The following is an 18,500-nucleotide window of genomic DNA, read 5'->3' as shown; positions in this document are numbered from 1 at the left end:
CCTGTCGCGTTTCTTCAAGACAGTGCGCCGGTGCGCGGGATTTCCTGCCCACATGACCGAACACGCTGCCCTGATCGCCCCCGCCGCCGCGGAATTCACCGGAATCCTGTGCGGGATCGGCGAATCCGGCCTCTCCGCCCGCACACCGTGCGCCGAGTACGACGTCCGCGCGTTGCTGAACCACCTTCTCTACTGGGGTCCCTGGCTCGAAGCCGCCGGGCGCAAGACGGCACCGCCCGAGATGTCCGTCGGCGAGGCCGAAGCGGGCCTCGCCGACGGCGAATGGCTCAGTGCCATCGAGAAACAGACCGCGCGGCTCGTGGACGTCTTCGGGACATCCGGGGCGTGGCAGGGCATGACGGCGCTCGGCGCGGCGGAAATGCCGTCGTCGATCGTCGGCGACATGGTGCTCGGCGAGTTCGTCTTCCACGGCTGGGACCTGGCGAAGGCGACCGGCCGCACGCTCGACGTCGCGCCCGAAGCGGCTGAAGCCGTCTTGGCGTCCGCCACGGCGATGGGGGAACAGGCCCGGACGATGAAGGTGTACGGAGAAGAAGTGGCCGTCGCGGAAGAAGCGACGCCGTTCGAGCGCGCTTTGGGAGTGACGGGACGAAACCCCGGCTGGACCCGTTAGCGGCTTCGCGGACAACCTCCGCATTCCGATTCCGCCGGAAGCAGATAGTTGAAACAGCAGGCCTCGCGGATTCTCGTCCACTCGCGGCTTCCGTCGGCGCAGGTGGCCAGCGTCAGCTTCGACGAAGAGGTCAACGGCGGGAACCGGGCTTCGAGGACCAGGGCGGCGTCCGCGACCCCGGCGCCCTCGGCCTCCGGAGTCCCGCCCAGCCGTCCCGCCGACCACAGCGCGTTGTCGAGCGCGTCCGTGGCGGCGGCCCACAACTGACGTCGCCCGAGCCTCGTCAGCGGCCCGTAGACGTCGATGAACCGGCTCGCGTGCGCGACGTACCGGCCCCGCAGGACGGTCGCCAGCGCCCGCTCGTCCGGGACCACGACGGCCCTCGGGTGCGCCGAGCCCGGGTCCGTGGGCAGGCAGTGGAACGTTTCGCCGAGGACGGCCACCGAGTCCGGGTGGGGCCGGTCGGCGCCGATCCGGAACGCCAGCGCGGACGGCGCCAGCGACGGGACGCGGCGTTCGTGATGGAGCAGCAACGCGCCGGCCAAGGCCGGGACGTGCAGGTACCAGGACAGGATCCAGCTCGCCGAGGTCCGCTCGGGGATCGTGGCCGCCTGCGGATACGTCTCGGCCAGCCAGCCGGTGAGCCGCTCCCGCCAGCGCACGAGCCCGGCCGGCTCGCCGAGCAGATCGCCGCAGCGGACCCAGCCCGGCTCGCCCTCCGGTACGTCCGCGCGGAGCCGGGTGTCTTCGGGCATCCTCGACAGGGAGGCGCGGAGTCCGTCCTCGCGCGACGCGAGCGTGTGAGGATGCGACACGCCGACCTCCCGTCATTAGGTACGGCTAACCTTACATACCGTCCGTGACTACTCCGGTCGGGTGTCCATCCACTGGGCGGAGCCGTGTTCGCGCTCAGCGGACAACCCTCGTCCGGCGGAATCCGGACGCGTGTTCGCACGTTGGGCTTGACGTAAAGGTGCAGGGCAACCGGAAGATGAAAGAGCGCACGGCCGGAGAACGGCCGGGGCGCGAACGGGCCGCAATCAGCCGTAGTGGTACGCCAGCGCGACCGCATGGCTACTAGAGTGGTCTCACGGTGCTGAATCCATCGCGGTGAAAGCACGATGGAAACGGGCCGCCGTCGCAGCAGTCGAGGGAGTGCACATGTTTGAGAGGTTCACCGACCGCGCGAGGCGGGTGGTCGTCCTGGCCCAAGAAGAGGCCAGGATGCTCAACCACAACTACATCGGCACCGAGCACATCCTCCTGGGTCTGATCCACGAGGGTGAAGGTGTCGCCGCCAAGGCGCTGGAATCGCTGGGCATCGCGCTGGAGGGCGTCCGCCAGCAGGTCGAGGAGATCATCGGCCAGGGGCAGCAGGCCCCGAGCGGGCACATCCCCTTCACCCCGCGGGCCAAGAAGGTGCTTGAGCTGTCGCTGCGCGAAGCGCTGCAGCTCGGCCACAACTACATCGGCACCGAGCACATCCTGCTCGGGCTGATCCGCGAGGGTGAAGGCGTCGCCGCACAGGTGCTCGTCAAGCTCGGCGCGGACCTCAACCGGGTGCGTCAGCAGGTCCTGCAGCTGCTGTCGGGCTACCAGGGTGGCAAGGAGTCGACCGAGACCGGCTCCGGACGCGGTGAAGGCACCCCGTCGTCGTCGCTGGTGCTCGACCAGTTCGGCCGCAACCTGACCGTGCAGGCCCGCGAAGGCAAGCTCGACCCGGTCATCGGCCGGGGCAAAGAGATCGAGCGGGTCATGCAGGTGCTGTCGCGGCGCACCAAGAACAACCCGGTCCTCATCGGTGAGCCCGGCGTCGGCAAGACCGCCGTCGTTGAGGGGCTCGCGCAGAACATCGTCAAGGGCGAGGTCCCGGAGACGCTGAAGGACAAGCAGCTCTACACCCTCGACCTCGGCTCCCTGGTCGCCGGTTCCCGGTACCGCGGTGACTTCGAAGAGCGCCTTAAGAAGGTGCTCAAGGAGATCAAGACCCGCGGCGACATCATCCTGTTCATCGACGAGCTGCACACGCTCGTCGGCGCGGGTGCCGCCGAGGGCGCGATCGACGCCGCGTCGATCCTGAAGCCGATGCTGGCCCGTGGCGAGCTGCAGACCATCGGTGCGACCACGCTCGAGGAGTACCGCAAGTACATCGAGAAGGACGCCGCGCTGGAGCGCCGCTTCCAGCCGATCCAGGTCGGCGAGCCGTCGCTCGAGCACACGATCGAGATCCTGAAGGGTCTGCGTGACCGGTACGAGGCGCACCACCGCGTCTCGATCACCGACGGCGCGCTGGTGCAGGCGGCCACCCTCGCGGACCGCTACATCAACGACCGCTTCCTGCCGGACAAGGCGATCGACCTGATCGACGAGGCCGGCGCCCGGATGCGCATCCGCCGCATGACCGCGCCGCCGGACCTGCGCGAGTTCGACGAGAAGATCGCCGACGTGCGCAGGGACAAGGAGTCCGCGATAGACGCGCAGGACTTCGAGCGCGCCGCCCGCCTCCGTGACGAGGAGAAGACCCTCCTCGGCCAGAAGGGCGAGCGGGAGAAGCAGTGGAAGGACGGCGACCTCGACGTCGTCGCCGAGGTCGACGAGGAGCAGATCGCCGAGGTCCTCGCCAACTGGACCGGTATCCCGGTGTTCAAGCTCACCGAGGAGGAGACCACGCGTCTGCTCCGCATGGAGGAGGAGCTGCACAAGCGGATCATCGGCCAGGAGGACGCGGTAAAGGCCGTCTCCCAGGCGATCCGCCGCACCCGTGCCGGCCTGAAGGACCCGAAGCGCCCCTCCGGCTCGTTCATCTTCGCCGGCCCGTCCGGTGTCGGTAAGACCGAGCTGTCCAAGGCGCTCGCGGCGTTCCTGTTCGGCGAGGACGACGCGCTCATCCAGATCGACATGGGCGAGTTCCACGACCGCTACACCGCTTCGCGGCTCTTCGGTGCCCCTCCGGGCTACGTCGGCTACGAAGAGGGCGGCCAGCTGACCGAAAAGGTGCGGCGCAAGCCGTTCTCGGTGGTGCTGTTCGACGAGATCGAGAAGGCCCACCAGGAGATCTACAACACGCTCCTGCAGGTCCTCGAAGACGGTCGTCTCACCGACGGTCAGGGTCGTACGGTCGACTTCAAGAACACCGTGCTCATCTTCACCTCGAACCTGGGTACCTCGGACATCTCCAAGTCCGTCTCGCTCGGGTTCTCGTCCGGCGGTGACAGCACCAACCGGTACGAGAAGATGAAGCAAAAGGTCAACGAGGAGATGAAGAAGCATTTCCGGCCGGAGTTCCTGAACCGGATCGACGACATCATCGTCTTCCACCAGCTGACCAAGGAACAGATCATCGAGATGGTCGATCTGATGATCGCCCGGGTCGAGACGCAGCTCAAGGCCAAGGACATGGAGCTGGAGCTCACGCCCAAGGCCAAGTCGCTGCTCGCCAAGCGCGGCTTCGACCCGGTGCTGGGCGCGCGGCCGCTGCGTCGCACGATCCAGCGCGAGATCGAGGACCAGCTGTCGGAGAAGATCCTGTTCGGCGAGGTCCAGCCCGGCCAGATCATCCTGGTCGACGTCGAGGGCTGGAACGACGAAGAGGGCGAGAAGGACGACAAGGCGCACTTCGTCTTCCGCGGCGAAGCCCGCCCCTCGTCGGTCCCGGACGCCCCGCCGGTGAGCATCGGTGCCGGCTCGACCGAAGAGAACGGTGAAGCCGAGGGCGAGTGACGCCTCTCTGCTCCGGAAGTGCCCGTCGCGGTTCGCCGCGGCGGGCACTTCCGCGTTTCCGGGTGTGTCGTGTCGTCCGTCCGATCACGCGAGTTCGCCCTCCAATCACGCGAGTTACGTGCCCAATCACGCGAGTTACGTCTTTCCGCACGGACGCCATTCGTGTCTGGGTGGACGACACGTGTGCGTGGATGGACGACACGCGTGATTGGGGGCGCGACTCGCGTGCTTGGGCGCGTGACTCGCGTGATTGGAGGCGGAACTCGCGTGCGGTCCTTGCGGTTGCGGAAGGTCCCAAGGCAAAAGCGCACCTTCGTGGGAACTCTGGTCTTCGAGCCTCGACCGATATAAGGTCTACATTATGGTCGGCTGATGCAGTGGGAGATCGAACTTCACGAGGAAGTGGATCGCTGGTTCGCGGCGCTGTGTCGGGAAGAACCGCGTACGGCCGACCGGGTCGAAGAGGCGATCGACATGCTGGCTCGTGAAGGTCCCCGGCTCGGGCGGCCACTGGTCGACCGGATCAGCGGCTCGCGAAGACACAACTTGAAAGAGTTACGCCCGGCGTCGGCCGGGCACACCGAGATCAGGATCCTGTTCGTCTTCGACCCGGTGCGCCGGGCCGTGCTCCTGGTAGCCGGTGACAAGGCCGGAAACTGGAAACGGTGGTACGACATCAACATCCCGATCGCGGAGGAGCGATACCGGCGGCATCTGGACGCGATGGAGGAAGGCTGAAATGGGTCGGTCCTGGAAAGAGGTCAAGGCCGAAAAGCTCGCCGCGGACCGTGAAGCCGGTCGCGACGTCGAAGCCGCGCGTGCCGAGGCGCGAGAAGCCACTCAGGCCTACGTTCTCGGCTTCCGGCTGTCGCGACTGCGTGAGGACATCGGGCTGAGCCAGGCCGAGGTCGCCAAGCGAATGGGCGTCAGCCAGCCGCGGATCAGCCAGCTCGAACAGGGTGATCCGAGCCAGATGGAGTTGGACACGCTCCGCAGGTACATCGTCGCGTTGGGCGGCCGCATGCGCGTGGTCGCCGATTTCGACGATCACGACGTCACCATTTCCACCGCCGTCTGAACCCGCCCCGGTCTCCCGATCTTCGCGTGAGACGATGCCATCGGGTCCGGGAGGGGGTCAGGTGGACGTTCTGGCGATCGATTTCGGTACCTCCAGCACGGTGGGGGTGCTTTCGATCCACGGCAGGGGGACGCAGGTCGTCGAGATCGACGGATCGGTGACGATGTCGTCCGCGATCTACGCCGACAAGGACGGCACGGTCTTCGTCGGCCGGGACGCCGAACGCCGGGCCCGGCTGGATCCGAGCCGGTTCGAGGCGAATCCGAAGCGGCGCATCGACAAGGGTGCCCTCCAGCTCGGTGACGTCTCGCTCCCCATCGCCGACGCCTTCGCCGCGGTCCTGCGCCGGGTCGGCGAGGAGGCCGAGCTGCTCCTCCAGCGGATGCCCGCGCAGGTGCGCATTTCGCATCCCGCGGGCTGGGGACCGGATCGCAAGCAGATCCTCCGCGACGCCGCCCTCAAGGCCGGATTTCCCACCACGGTGCTCATTCCCGAACCGGTCGCGGCAGCCGCGCATTACGCCTCGCTCGACAACGGCAGGCGGCCGCCCGGTCCGATCGCGGTGTACGACCTCGGGGCGGGCACCTTCGACTGCGCCGTCGTCGGGGTGAGCGCGCAGGGGTTCGCCGTGCTCGCCGAGGACGGGCTGCCCGATCTCGGCAGTCTCGACATCGACCAGGCGCTGCTGGTGCACATCGGCCGCGAGGTGTCGCATTCCGATCCCGCGCAGTGGCAACGGATCCTGCGCCCGCAGTCGGTCAGCGACCGCCGGACGCGCCGGTCGTTGCTGCAGGATGTCCGTGACGCCAAGGAAAGCCTGTCGCGGCACCAGCAGACCGAGATCCCGATGCCGGAGCCGTTCGGCGACGTGCGGGTGACGCGGATGGAGCTCGAAGCGCTCGTCCGGCCGAGTTTCCTGCGCAGCGGCGAACTCCTGGCCACCACGATCCATCGCGCCGGGCTGACCCCGGACCGGCTCGGCGGCGTCTACCTCGTCGGCGGGCCGAGCCGGATGCCGTTGCTGGCGAGCCTGCTGGCGAACCAGCTCAGGATCGCGCCGACCACGCAGGACCAGCCGGAGACGGCGGTCGCGTTCGGGCTGCATCACGTGCCCGCCGGTGGTGAGGATTCCCAGCTGACCGTGCCCGCTTTCGCGCCGGTTCGGCCACAGCCCGTCCAGCAGCCGGTGCAGCACCAGCCCCCGCCGCAGCGTGCCCAGCCGCCGCGTTGGACGCCGCCCCCGCCGCCGCCCGGCCGGAACTGGCAGAAGCCCACGACCTACGGCGTCGTGGCGCTCGCCCTCGCGGCGATCGTGACGACGATCGTCCTGCTCAGCGGCGGCAAGGAGGAGCCCGTCGCCGGGCCGGCCCCGGCGAAACCGGTGAGCTGCGATCAGCCCGGCCCGAAGGACGCGCAGGGGTTCACGGACTGTCTCCGCCGGATCGCCGCCGTCATCCCGCAGCGGGACGAGTGCCGGGACGCGCCCGACGCGGCCGCCACGGTGGGTGCGGCGTCGGCGGTCACCTGCGTGTTCAAGGACGCCAAGGGGTCGAACGCGATCAACTACTACCAGGGCGTCGCGATGACCGGCCTGGAGGACGGCGTCCGGCAGCGGATGACCAAGGGCAAACCCGCGGAGGGCACCTGGGCGGCCGACGGCCTCCGAGGGCGCTACGTGGCAGGCGTAGGCGCGCGAAGCGGCATCGTGCTCTTCGGGACCGAAGACGCGCCGTTGAGCGCGATGCTCGTCTCGACCCGCAGCGACGGCACCGCGCGGACGACCGCGGAGATGGTCGAGTTCTTCACCGCCCAGCTCAAGCCTTGATCAGTGCAGGGTGCCCGCCGGTGTCGAAAGGTCTTCGGTCACCGAAAGCGCCGTGTCCACGATGATCTCCAGCGCCTCGGCGGAGCGGTGCACGGCCAGGCTCGGCGCGGTGGTCCGCGCGGCCTGCTCCGGGGTGTACGGCACATGCACGAAACCGCCGCGCACACCGGGAAAGTCGTTGTCCAGCAAGTGCATCAGCCCGTAGAAGACCTGATTGCACACGTACGTCCCGGCGGTGTGCGAGACCGACGCCGGCAGCCCCGCGTCCTTGATCCCCGTGACACAGGCCTTCACCGGCAGCGTGGTGAAGTACGCGTTGGGCCCGCCGGGGATCACCGGGACGTCGACGGGCTGCGAGCCCGCGTTGTCCGGGATACGGGCGTCGATCAGGTTGATCGCGACCCGCTCCGGGGTGACGTCGGGGCGGCCGCCCGCCTGGCCGACGCAGATCACCAGATCCGGGCGGTACTCGTCGATCGCGTCGCGCAAGGTGACCAGCGAACGCGAGAAGACGCACGGCAGTTCGACGGCCACGGTGTCGTGCCGCCGGCCGGTGAGCAGGGAAACCGCCTGCCACGACGGATTCACCCGCTCACCGCCGAACGGTTCGAAACCGGTGAGGAGCACAGACGCCATGCCCTCACCCTAACGTGTGACGCAGGTCAGGCTGTGTCTCTCAAGGCGCGCTTTCGGATTTCCGCAGCCGGGCCGTGGTGTGGGGTGTTCGACTCACTTTGTGCGAGAGCGCGGCCCGTCTTCGCAAATCCGAGGCCTTCGGCCGAAGAGAAACGCGCGCGCGTGTCCTCGCTCGACCTGCCACCTCATTCGGTGAGCACACCTCAGGCGGCGGGCTTGAGGTCACCCGGGTAGAGGTACTCGGGCGCCGGCTTGGTGCTGCCGTAGAACCACGCGTCGAAGAAGCCCTGGAGGTTCTTGTGCGCGACGCGCTCGGCGAACTTCTGGAACTCCGGAAGGCTCGCGTTGCCGTCGCGGTGGATGGCGGGCCACGTCTTCAGGATGCGGTCGAACGGCGCGGCGCCGATGTAGTTCTTCAGCGCGTGCAACGCCACCGGGCCCTTCGAGTACACGTAGGTGAACTCGTTGCCGGGCCCCATGTCGTACAGCTTCCCGGCCCAGAACCGGTCCGTCGCCTTCTGCACGGCAATCAGGTAGCGCGCCTTCAGGTCCTGGCCCGACTTCGCCTCGGACCACAGCCATTCCGCGTACGAGGCGAAGCATTCGTTGAGGCAGACGTCCTTCCACTTGTCGACGGCGACCGAGTCGCCCCACCACTGGTGGGCGTTCTCGTGCACGATCGTCGGGATGTTGCCCGCCGCGCCCGAGTAGATCGGCCTGCTCAGCGTCTCCAGCGAGAACCCGATCGGCTCGGCGAGGAAGATGCCGCCCGCCGCGTCCACCGGGTAGCGCCCGAACTTCGACGCCAGGAAGTCGATGATCTCCGGCAGCCGCGCCTCGGCCTGTTTGGTCGACGCGGGGGTGCCGGGGGCGTAGGCGTTGACGACCGGGGTGCCGTCGGACAGCTTCGTCCGCTCGAATTCCCATTTGTCGATCGCGACCGTCGTCATGTACGGCACGGCCGGGGTCTCTTCGGCCCAGACGTAGGTGGTCTTCGCCCCGTCGGCGAAGTGCCCGCGCTCGCGGCCGTTCGAGATGACGCCCCATTCCGAGGGCACGGTGACGGCGAGGTGGAAGGTCGCCTTGTCGCGCGGGGTGTCGTTGACCGGGTACCAGGTGGTCGCCGATTTCGGCTCGCCCGCGACGAACGCGCCGCCGGATTTCGCGTACTGCCAGCCGTTCTCGCCCAGCGCCGGATCCTCGATCGGCTGCGGGACGCCGTGATACGCGATTTCGGCGGTGAACCGCTCGTGGTTCCGCAGCGGACGCGCCGGGGTGATCACGAGTTCGTGGTCGCCGGTGCGGGTGAAGGCCGCCTTCCGCCCGTCGACCTTGACCGAGTCGACGGTCAGCCCGTGCAGGTCGAGGTTGAACGAGCTCAGCGCCTGGGTGGTCCGCCCGGTGATCGTCTGCAGGCCGGTGAGCTGTTTGGTGGCGGGCTCGTAGCCGATTTTCAGGTTGTAGTCGCCGACGTCGTAGCCGCCGTTGCCGTCCTGCGGGTAGTAGCTGTCGCCCGCGCCGTCGGCGCCGGGTTTCCCGGTGTCGGCGAGGGCGGTCCCGCCGCCGAGGACACTCGCGGCCAGAACGGCGGCGACGACGGCCGCACTCCGGTACCTCATTCACGCTCCCAGTCGATCGGCTGTGACTTGGTCCCGAACGTAGCGCCGTGACCTCGGCCTTCCGCCCGGAAAGATCCTTCGTGCCCGGATAATCCCCACTTCCGTCGCCTGACCGGGGTATGCGTTTGCGGCTTCTGGAAAGCTGGGGTCCGTGCGTGTGACGCTGCTGGGCCCGGTCGGAGCGGAGGCCGGTGACGGCACCCCGGTCGACATCGGCGGTGCCCGCCTCCGCATGCTCTTGGCCAGGCTCGCGCTGGACCCCGGCCGTGCCGTCCCGGCGACGGCCCTCGTCGACGGTCTCTGGGGCGCGGAGCCGCCCGCCGACGCGGCGAACGCGCTGCAATCCCTGGTCTCGCGGCTGCGCAAGGTCCTGCGTGCCGAAGACGTCGCCCTGGACTCCGGGCCGGGCGGTTACCGGCTGGACGTCGCCCGCGAGGACGTCGATGTGTGCCGTTTCGAGCGGCTGGCCGCGGAGGGACGCGCGGAACTCACGGCGGGCCGGGACGCCGGGGCGGCCGCGATCCTCGCCGAGGCGCTCGGGCTGTGGCGTGGGCAAGCGCTGTCCGACGTCCTCGACGCTCCTTTCGCGCAGGCACCCGCGACCCGCTTGGAGGATCTGCGGCTCGAAGCCGCCGAAGACCGTTTCGAAGCGGAGATCCGGCTCGGCGGGCACGACCGGGTGCTGGCGGATCTCAAGGAGGCCGCCGGGCGGCATCCCCTGCGCGAACGGCTCGCCGGGCTGTGGATCCGGGCGCTGTGCGCGGCCGATCGCCAGTCCGACGCCCTCGCCGTCTACGAGGAGGTCCGGGAGGCGCTGGCCGATCAGCTCGGCGTCGACCCTTCGGCCGAGCTCCAGGAGATCCATCTCGCCGCGCTGCGTGGCGAACTCGGCCCGCCGCCCGCGCCCGCCGACCATCTGCCGGTGCGGCTGACCAGTTTCGTCGGCCGTGACGACGAGTTGAAGCTGATCGCCGAACTCCTCGCCGGTGCGCGGCTGGTGACGCTCGTCGGGCCCGGTGGCGCCGGGAAGACGCGGCTGGCCACGGAGGTCGCGACGCGGCATCCGGCGCACGCGCGCGGACGTGTCTGGTTCGTGCCGCTCGCCGGCGTCCGCGACCCCGGCGACCTGCCCGGCGCGGTCTTCGCGGCGCTGGAGCTGTGGGATCTCGGCCTTTCGCACGCCGGCGACCCGATGCGCCGCCCGGCGGACGCGCTGGCCAGGGTCGTGGAGACCCTCGGCGCCGGTGAAGCGGTGCTGGTGCTGGACAACTGCGAGCATCTGGTCGACGCGGCGGCGGAGCTGACGAACACCCTGCTGCGGCGCGTGCCGACCTTGCGCGTCCTCGCGACGAGCCGGGAGGCGCTGGCCATCGACGGCGAGACGCTGTGCCCGCTCGGTCCTCTGTCCGTCCCGGAGGGCACGCCGACGGTTTCCCAAGCGGCCGAGGCGGGCGCGATCCGGCTGTTCGTCGACCGGGCGGTGGCCGTGCGCCCGGACTTCAGGCTCGACGAGTCCACAGTGGACGACGTCGCGCAGATCTGCCGCAGGCTGGACGGGATGCCGCTGGCACTGGAGCTGGCCGCGGCGCGGCTGCGGTCGATGACCGTCGCGCAGATCTCGCAGCGCCTCGACGACCGGTTCCGCCTGCTGACCTCCGGCAGCCGGACGGCACTGCCGAGGCAGCGCACGCTGCGTGCCGTCGTCGAGTGGAGCTGGGACCTGCTCGACGACGCCGAACGTGTGCTCGCCAGGCGGCTTTCGGTGTTCGGGGGCGGTGCCGAGGTCGAAGCGGTCGAAAGCGTCTGTGCCGACGACGACCTTCCCGTCGAGGACATCCTGTACGTCCTCGGCTCACTCGTCGAGAAGTCCATTGTGGACGCGACCGCGGGGGAGCACGGCGAGCCCCGCTACCGCATGCTGGAGACCATCCGGGCGTACGCGGCGGAGCGGCTCGACGAGGCCGAAGAGCGGGAACGGCTGAGGAAGGCCTATCACCGCTACTACGCGCAGCTCGCCGAGAGGCTGGAGCCGATGCTGCGGACGGCGGATCAGCTCGTCGCCATCTCCCGCTACGACGTGGAGCACGGCAACATCGTGACCGCGCTCCGCCAGGCCATCGACGCCGACGACGTCGACATGGCGATGCACCTGTTCGGCGGCACGTTCTGGTATTGGCTGATCAAGGGAGACAGCGAGCGGGTCGAGTCCTTCGTCGCCGAAGTGCTCACCTTCGGAGACCGCCTGGAGGACGACTTCGCGGCCGCGTTCCGGGCGATGCGCGAGATCACCACGATGGTGCCGGGCGTCGGCGACCCGGTGGCCGTCCGCTCGCTCATCGACGAATGCGTGCGGACCGACGCGTACCGCCGGTTCGCCGGGCTGGCCATCGGCCTGCCCATGCTGGCCTTCTTCTCGCAGGACAAGAAGCTCGCGCACCGCGAGGTGGAGCGGGCACTGTCGAGCGAGGACCCGTGGGCCAGGGCGGCGGGATCGTGGGCGCACAGCTTCGTCCTCACCGACGACGGTGACCCCGACGGCGCCGAACAGGCCAGGGACCGGGCCTACGAAGGCTTCCTGGCGCTGGGCGACCGGTGGGGCACCGCGATGGCGCTGGGCATGAAGGCGAGCGACATCTCGATGTCCGGCGATCACGAAGCCGCGCTCGCGCTGTACCGCCGAGGGCTCGCGCTCGCGCTCGAACTGGGTTCGCAGGACGACGTGATCCAGCAGCGCTGGCGGCTCGCGACGGAGTACGCGCGGGCGGGCGACCTGGACACGGCGACGCGCGAGATGTTCGAGGCCGAGCGCTACGCGACCGAGAAAGGCAACGCCCAGCTCGCGGTGATGGTGCTGGTGGGCAAGGCCGATCTGCTCTGCCGAGCCGGACGTGTGGACGAGGCCCGCGAGGTCGCCATCCGGTTCCGGGAGAAGATGGCCCTGGTCGCGGCACCGGGCATGTTCGGCGAGGAGTTCGGCGGGTACATCGACACCGAGATCGCGCTGGCCGCCGGGGATCCGGACGCGGCCGCGCGCGGTGCCGCGGTCGTCGTGAAATCCACCGCGGAGCGCGGCGACATCGCCGACCTCGGGCGGATCGTCGAGGTCTGCGGCCTGATCCGGTTCCGGCAGGGTGACCCCGAGACCGCCGTCCGGCTGCTCGGCGCGGCGAAGCTGCTGCGCGGCAGGCTGGATCTCGGCGAGCCTGCCATCCGGGATCTGATCGGCGAACTGCGCGGGCGATTCGGCGAAGAGCGCTACGAAGCGTTGCTCGTGCAGGACGCCGGGCTGTCCCGGGCCGACCTGATGTCCTGGATCCTGCGGGAAGTGGGCGCGTGAAGAAGGGCCCCTCGCCCGGCAGTGGCGAGGAGCCCTTCACGCGCGTTCCCCCTGACCCGGAGTCAGACGCGCTTCCGGTAGGCCCAAGTGGCGAGCGGGAAGAAGACCGCGAGCGCGGCCGCCATCCAGATCAGCGCCCCGGTCAGCGGGCCGGCGATCGGTCCGCCGTTCATCAGCCCGCGCAGGACGTCGGACATCTGTGTCACCGGGCTGATGTCGGCCCACGCCTTCAGCCAGCCGGGCATCGTGCTCGTCCCCACGAACACGTTGCTGCCGAAGGTCAGCGGCATCAGCACCACGAACATCAGGCCCTGCACCGCGCCGGGGCTCTTCACCAGCATCCCGACGAACACCGAAGCCCAGCAGAACGACAGCGCGAACGCGATGACGAGCAGGATCGCCAGCGCGAACTCGGCGGGGCCGGTCTGGATCCGGTAGCCCATGATCGTCGCCACGACCATCAGCACGACCAGGCACACCAGGTACCGCACGATATCGGCCAGCACGGCGCCGATCAGCGGCGCGGACCGGGCGATCGGCATCGCGCGGAACCGGTCGAACACGCCCTTGGTGACGTCGGTGTTCAGCTGGACGCCGACGGTCATGCTGGCCTGCAGGATGTTGAACACCATGATGCCGGGCACGATCATCTGGAGGTAGCTCTCGGTGCTGCCCATGATCGCGCCACCGAACAGGTAGACGAACATGACCAGGAAGATGATCGGCGCGAGCGTGACGTCGGCCAGCTGCTCCGGGTTCTTGCGGATCTTCAGCACGCCGCGCCAGGCGAGGGAAAGCCCGTGCCGCGTGCTGCTCGACAGTGAAACGCGCCGTGGTGCGGGCGCGGCGATGGTCGTCATACCAGGCTCCCTTCCGGAGTAGTGTCCTTTGTGGACTCGTCGGTCTTCTTGCCGGTCAGCGCGAGGAACACCTCGTCGAGGCTGGGCAGCCGCAGCGCCAGCTCGTCCGCGGTGATCCCGGCTTCGTCCAGCTTGCGGACCAAAGTGGACAGCAGGACGGGATCGGCGACGGGCGCGGTGAGCAGCCCGGTGTCGTCGTCCCGGTTCGGCCGGACCCCGGTGAGCCCGGCCAGGATGCGCTCGACGGCGTCGAGGTCGGCGAGCGCGGACGGCCGCACCTGCAGTGTCTGGCCGCCGGTCCGCCGCTTGAGCTCGTCGGCCCGGCCGTTCGCCACGACGTGCCCGTGGTCGAACACGGTGATCGTGTCGGCCAGCTGGTCGGCCTCCTCCAGGTACTGCGTGGTGAGCAGCACCGTCGTGCCGTCGGCGACCAGCGTCCGGACCACGGCCCAGACCTCGTTGCGGGCGTGCGGGTCGAGGCCCGTGGTCGGCTCGTCGAGGTACAGCACCTTGGGACGGCCGACCAGGCTCGCGGCGAGGTCGAGCCGCCGCCGCATCCCGCCCGAGTAGGTCTTGATCGCGCGGCCGGCGGCGTCGGTCAGCTCGAACCGCTCCAGCAGTTCGGCCGCGCGCTGCTTCGCGTCCGCCCTCGAGAACTCCAGCAGCCTGCCGATCAGGACGAGGTTCTCCGTACCGGAAAGGTCCTCGTCGACCGACGCGTACTGCCCGGTCAGCCCGATCATGCTCCGGACCGCCATCGGGTTCTTGACGACGTCGTACCCGAAGACGCTCGCGTGGCCGCGGTCCGGCCGGATCAAGGTGGCCAGGATCCGGACGGCGGTCGTCTTCCCCGCGCCGTTCGGCCCCAGCACCCCGACCACCTTGCCCGCCGGGACCTCCAGATCGACCCCGTCGAGCGCCTTCGTCTCCCCATAGTGTTTGACCAGGCCCTCGGCCCTGATCGCGTGAGTCATCGCTTTCCTCCTGTGGATCTCGCCCCGCGGACAAAGGTGCACCCCGGGCCTGGCAGACCGCGCACAGCGCGCTGGCAGCGGCTGACAGGGGCTGATAAGCGCTGGTAGACGCCGTGTGAGGAGGTTGTGAAGGTGTTGTGGAGACCGCCGCCCCGGCGCGCGTGATCGGCATACTCGACGGCATGGTGATCGAAGAACGTCCGGTTCGTCCGGCGGCGCGTCCCGGCACCGGACGGAAGCTGGCCGGCGGGATCCTCATCGCGGCGGTCGTTCCGTTCGCGGTGCTGACCGCGCTGCGGCTGGTCGGCTACGACGGCAACACGTACACGATCGCGGCGCTCGCGCTCACCCCGTACGCCGGGATCGCGACGCTCGTGCTCGGCCTCCTCGCGCTGGGCCTGCGGCGCTGGTGGACCGCGGTCGTCGCACTGGCGCTGACCTGCACGATCGCGTCGATGGTCCTGCCGCGCGCGTTCGCGAACGAGCAGAAGGCGCTCGACGGGAAGCACGTCCGCGTCCTGGCGTCGAACATGCTCGGCGGCGGGGCGGATCCGGACAGGATCGTCGGCTACGTGAAGGAACACCAGGTCGACGTCCTGAGCCTGACCGAGCTGACCCCCGAGGCGATCACCGCGCTCGACCGGGCGGGGCTGTTCCAGGTCCTGCCGTACCGCGTGCTGCATCCGGCCGAGTGGGCGTCCGGCTCCGGGCTGGTGTCGAAGTACCCGCTCACGCCGTTGAAGCTGAGCGGCGACTCGGATCACAAGCAGCCGAGCGCGAGCGTGGATCTGGGGGACGGCGTCCGCGTCGAGGTCGTCGCGGTCCATCCGTCGGCGCCGATGTGGGACCGGTACGAGTGGGTCGCCGAGGCCAAGGACCTGCCGTACGCCGACGCCGAGCACGACATCAGGATCCTGGCGGGCGACTTCAACGCGAGCCTCGACCACGCGCTCTTCCGCGAGCTGCTGACCAGGGGATACGTGGACGCGGCCGATGAGCTGGGGAAGGCCTTGCAGGGGACCTGGACGAACGGGATCGCGCCGCCGGTGGCGATCGACCACGTGCTGGCGGACAAACGGACGGCCATCGCGGACTTCAAGGTGCTGGAGACGCCGGGGAGCGATCACGACGCCGTCTACGCGGAAATCGTCCTGCCCGGAAAGTGACCTTCCGCTGGCAGGCTTCCCGCTGATGAGGAAGCTCTGGGGAATTCTGGCCTTGTCGCTGCTCGCGGCCTGTGTCCCGGGACAGCTGCCCGCGGGCGCCCCGGAGAGCGCGCTCGGGTGACGCGGGCGCGACCTGGACGGTGTCGCCGGTTCAGGTGCACCTTGTGGATGTTCATGGCACGGTCCCTCACCCACGCGGTGAAGGGCGCTTTACCCGCGTCGCATGCGGTGAAAGTCCCCTTCATCCACCCCGAGACCGGAAGGCAAGGACCTGGGCCTAGCTGAGCAGGGCGTCCAGCGCTTCGAGCGTTTCCAGGCCGTTGGTCGCGAGGGAAACGCCGCGGCCGTGCCGGATCCCGGGTTCACGCGGGTTGATCCGCACCAGGGCGCCGGTCGCGGCGCTGGCCAGCTCCGAATACCGCCGCACCGTCGGCACGGCCTGCCCGGCGCCGAGTTCCACCACCACGAGGTCGCGATGCGCGCGGCGCCACGCGTTCAGCTCGTCGAGCTGGGCCTGGCTGCGCTGCCCGAGCCAGTCGTAGTCGCCGAACATCAGGATGTTGGGCCGGGCGAGACCGCCGCAGCGCGGACAGGACGGCAAGGGCGCCTGCGCGCGCATGGTGTCTTCGCCGATCGGGACCTCGACGTCGTCCGCGGGCCAGATCTCCTTGGTGCACCTGTCGAGGCACTGCAGATGATGGATGGAGCCGTGCGCCTCGGCGACGTGCGGATAACCCGCCTTCTGGAATTGTCCGTCCACATTGGACGTGAACGCGCGGGTGCCGCCCGGTTTCCGTGCTCCCCAGGACAGCAGTAGCCGGAACCCGTCGTGCGGCACGGTGGCGCGGTACAGCGCGAGCCGGTGCCCGTAGAAACCCCAGGCCAGCTCGGGATCTTCGGCGAAATGCCGAGGGTCGGCGAGCTCGACGAAGCTGATGCCCAGCCGCTCATACGGCGGATACGCCTTCCAGAAACCTTCATCGCCCCGGAAATCGGGCAGGCCGGAGTCGACGCCCATCCCGGCGCCGGCACAGACGAGCAGCGCGCCGGCGCCGTCGATCAGTTCCGCGGCTCGTTCGAGTTCACTCACCCGGCTTCGAAGCCTGGACGACCTCGAATTCCAGCAGGTTCGCACCCGTGGAGACTGGCTTCGCGCGCTCGCCCGCGTGCGCCTCACGCGCCGGGCCGGACGCCCACGCCTGGTACGCCTCTTCGGACTCCCACTTGGTGTAGACGAAGTAGCGCGACTCGCCGGAGACCGGGCGGAGCAGCTCGAAGCCGAGGAAGCCGGGCTGGTTGTCGACGGCGTGCAGCCGCGCGGCGAACCGCTTCTCCAGCTCGGGGCCAGCGCCTTCGGGGACCTCGATCGCGTTGATCTTCACGACAGCCATGCCGCCAGCCTACGACGAAATCCTTTTGCGCCGCGATGTGATGCGTGGGACCTTCCAGACGATGGCTGACACCAAGATCCTCATCTCCGGAGCGAGCGTCGCCGGACCGGCCTTGGCCTTCTGGCTCACCCGGTACGGCTTCCAGGTGACCGTCGTGGAGCGCGCGCCGTCGTTGCGCCCCGGCGGCCAGGCCGTCGACCTGCGCGGAACGGCCAAGGAGGTCGCCCGCCGGATGGGGCTGGACGAACGCATCCGCGCGGCCTGCACGGACACGAAGGGCGAGACGCTCGTCGACCGGAAGAACCGCACGAAGGCCACCATCCGCGCCGACGACTTCGACGGCGACGGTGTCGTCGCGGAGATCGAGATCCTCCGCGGCGACCTGACCGAAGTGCTCTACGAAGCGACCAAAGAGCGGACGGAGTACGTCTTCGGCGACCGGATCACCGCGCTGGACGAGCGGGACGACGGTGTCGGCGTCACCTTCGCGAGTGGTTCGAGGGCGACGTTCGACCTGGTCATCGGGGCGGACGGGCTGCATTCGGGCGTGCGGGCACTGGCCTTCGGCGAGGAGTCGCGGTTCGTCCGGCATCTGGGTTCGTACCTGGCGTTCTTCACCGTGCCGAACCGGCTCGGCCTGCGGAACTGGGCCGTCGGCTACGACGACGTCGGCCGGTCCGCCGGGATCCGTGCCGTCCGCGACGGCGACGAGGCGATGGCGTACTTCGGGTTCGCTTCGCCGAAAATCGACTACGACTATCGCGACGTCGAGGCACAGAAGGCGCTGGTCCGGCGGTTCGCCGCCGGGATGGAGTGGGAGGCGCCCTGGCTGCTCGACCGGATGGACGAGGCGCCCGACTTCTACTTCGACTCGTGCGCCCAGGTGATCATGGACTCCTGGTCGCGAGGCCGTGTCGGGCTGCTGGGCGACGCCGCTTTCTGCCCGTCGCCGCTGTCCGGGCAGGGCACGAGCCTGGCGTTCGTCGGCGCGTACGTGCTCGCCGGGGAACTCGCCGCCGGTCTCGACACCGGGCTGAAGCGCTACGAAGCCGTCATGCGCGAGTTCGTCGAGAAGACGCAGGAGCTGGGGCGGGAGAACGCGGAGTCGATCTTCGCGAAATCGCGGACGGGCTTGCGGATGCGGTACCTGGCGATGCGGGTCATGCGGCTGAAGCCCTTCGCCGCGCTGGCCTCGCGGAAGATGCGGGACGTCGTGAACGGCATCGACCTGCCGGACTACCCCCGCATTTAGAGGACTAA

The 18,500-nt window shown here is 69.3% G+C and carries 15 protein-coding genes; 8 read left to right on the top strand and 7 right to left on the bottom strand.

Annotation, left to right across the window (positions count from 1 at the left end):
* Positions 1-52: 52 nt before the first annotated feature.
* The gene (locus tag AORI_RS78515; RefSeq protein WP_016337761.1) at positions 53-634 is read left to right on the top strand and encodes a TIGR03086 family metal-binding protein; all 582 of its coding nucleotides are present in this window, start codon (positions 53-55) and stop codon (positions 632-634) included.
* On the opposite strand, the gene AORI_RS78510 is transcribed toward AORI_RS78515, so the two are convergent.
* Complete coding sequence (locus AORI_RS78510) at positions 631-1,449, bottom strand: (2Fe-2S)-binding protein (protein ID WP_016337760.1); 819 nt, start codon at positions 1,447-1,449, stop codon at positions 631-633. The genes AORI_RS78515 and AORI_RS78510 overlap by 4 nt on opposite strands.
* A 346-nt stretch (positions 1,450-1,795) precedes the next feature.
* Between AORI_RS78510 and AORI_RS78505 the strand changes: the two genes are divergently transcribed.
* The 4 genes from AORI_RS78505 to AORI_RS78490 all read left to right on the top strand — a co-directional run bounded on the left by AORI_RS78505 (position 1,796) and on the right by AORI_RS78490 (position 7,257).
* Positions 1,796-4,354, top strand: a complete 2,559-nt coding sequence (locus AORI_RS78505) for an ATP-dependent Clp protease ATP-binding subunit (RefSeq protein ID WP_016337759.1) — start codon at positions 1,796-1,798, stop codon at positions 4,352-4,354.
* 372 nt (positions 4,355-4,726) lie between these two features.
* Positions 4,727-5,092: a type II toxin-antitoxin system RelE/ParE family toxin gene (locus AORI_RS78500; RefSeq protein WP_016337758.1), complete on the top strand. Its 366-nt coding sequence runs from the start codon at positions 4,727-4,729 to the stop codon at positions 5,090-5,092.
* A gap of 1 nt (position 5,093) precedes the next feature.
* Positions 5,094-5,432 carry a helix-turn-helix domain-containing protein gene (locus AORI_RS78495; protein WP_016337757.1) on the top strand — a complete coding sequence of 113 codons (339 nt, stop codon included), beginning with the start codon at positions 5,094-5,096 and terminating at the stop codon, positions 5,430-5,432.
* A gap of 61 nt (positions 5,433-5,493) precedes the next feature.
* Positions 5,494-7,257 carry an Hsp70 family protein gene (locus AORI_RS78490; protein ID WP_016337756.1) on the top strand — a complete coding sequence of 588 codons (1,764 nt, stop codon included), beginning with the start codon at positions 5,494-5,496 and terminating at the stop codon, positions 7,255-7,257.
* Here AORI_RS78490 and pcp read toward each other — a convergent pair whose 3' ends face one another.
* Positions 7,258-7,893 (bottom strand): pyroglutamyl-peptidase I, encoded by a 636-nt coding sequence (pcp, locus tag AORI_RS78485; RefSeq protein ID WP_016337755.1) that lies wholly within the window; start codon positions 7,891-7,893, stop codon positions 7,258-7,260.
* 203 nt (positions 7,894-8,096) lie between these two features.
* Entirely contained in the window at positions 8,097-9,512 is a 1,416-nt protein-coding gene (locus AORI_RS78480) for a M1 family metallopeptidase (RefSeq protein ID WP_016337754.1), read from the bottom strand.
* Between the two features lie 151 nt (positions 9,513-9,663).
* Here AORI_RS78480 and AORI_RS78475 point away from each other — a divergent pair, with 151 nt between their 5' ends.
* A complete protein-coding gene (locus tag AORI_RS78475) occupies positions 9,664-12,849 on the top strand; it encodes an ATP-binding protein (protein WP_016337753.1) in 3,186 nt (1,061 codons plus the stop codon).
* 62 nt (positions 12,850-12,911) lie between these two features.
* Here the strand turns inward: AORI_RS78475 and AORI_RS78470 are convergent, their stop codons facing one another.
* Entirely contained in the window at positions 12,912-13,709 is a 798-nt protein-coding gene (locus AORI_RS78470; RefSeq protein ID WP_016337752.1) for an ABC transporter permease, read from the bottom strand.
* Entirely contained in the window at positions 13,706-14,683 is a 978-nt protein-coding gene (locus AORI_RS78465; protein WP_016337751.1) for a daunorubicin resistance protein DrrA family ABC transporter ATP-binding protein, read from the bottom strand. The genes AORI_RS78470 and AORI_RS78465 overlap by 4 nt, the downstream gene beginning before the upstream one ends.
* 137 nt (positions 14,684-14,820) lie before the next feature.
* On the opposite strand from AORI_RS78465, the gene AORI_RS78460 reads away from it, so the two are divergent.
* Positions 14,821-15,849, top strand: coding sequence for an endonuclease/exonuclease/phosphatase family protein (locus tag AORI_RS78460; RefSeq protein WP_016337750.1), 1,029 nt, complete (start codon positions 14,821-14,823; stop codon positions 15,847-15,849).
* 277 nt (positions 15,850-16,126) lie between these two features.
* Here AORI_RS78460 and AORI_RS78455 read toward each other — a convergent pair whose 3' ends face one another.
* Positions 16,127-16,939, bottom strand: coding sequence for an SIR2 family NAD-dependent protein deacylase (locus tag AORI_RS78455; protein WP_016337749.1), 813 nt, complete (start codon positions 16,937-16,939; stop codon positions 16,127-16,129).
* Positions 16,932-17,240 (bottom strand): antibiotic biosynthesis monooxygenase family protein, encoded by a 309-nt coding sequence (locus tag AORI_RS78450; RefSeq protein ID WP_016337748.1) that lies wholly within the window; start codon positions 17,238-17,240, stop codon positions 16,932-16,934. Before AORI_RS78450 ends, AORI_RS78455 begins: the two co-directional genes overlap by 8 nt.
* Before the next feature lie 61 nt (positions 17,241-17,301).
* Here AORI_RS78450 and AORI_RS78445 point away from each other — a divergent pair, with 61 nt between their 5' ends.
* On the top strand, positions 17,302-18,492 hold the full coding sequence (locus tag AORI_RS78445) for an FAD-dependent monooxygenase (RefSeq protein WP_043849223.1): 1,191 nt from the start codon (positions 17,302-17,304) through the stop codon (positions 18,490-18,492).
* Positions 18,493-18,500 lie beyond the last annotated feature (8 nt).

Origin of the sequence: Amycolatopsis keratiniphila (assembly GCF_000400635.2) — a bacterium.
Taxonomy (GTDB): domain Bacteria; phylum Actinomycetota; class Actinomycetes; order Mycobacteriales; family Pseudonocardiaceae; genus Amycolatopsis; species Amycolatopsis keratiniphila.
This window is presented reverse-complemented; position numbering and strand designations above follow the sequence as displayed.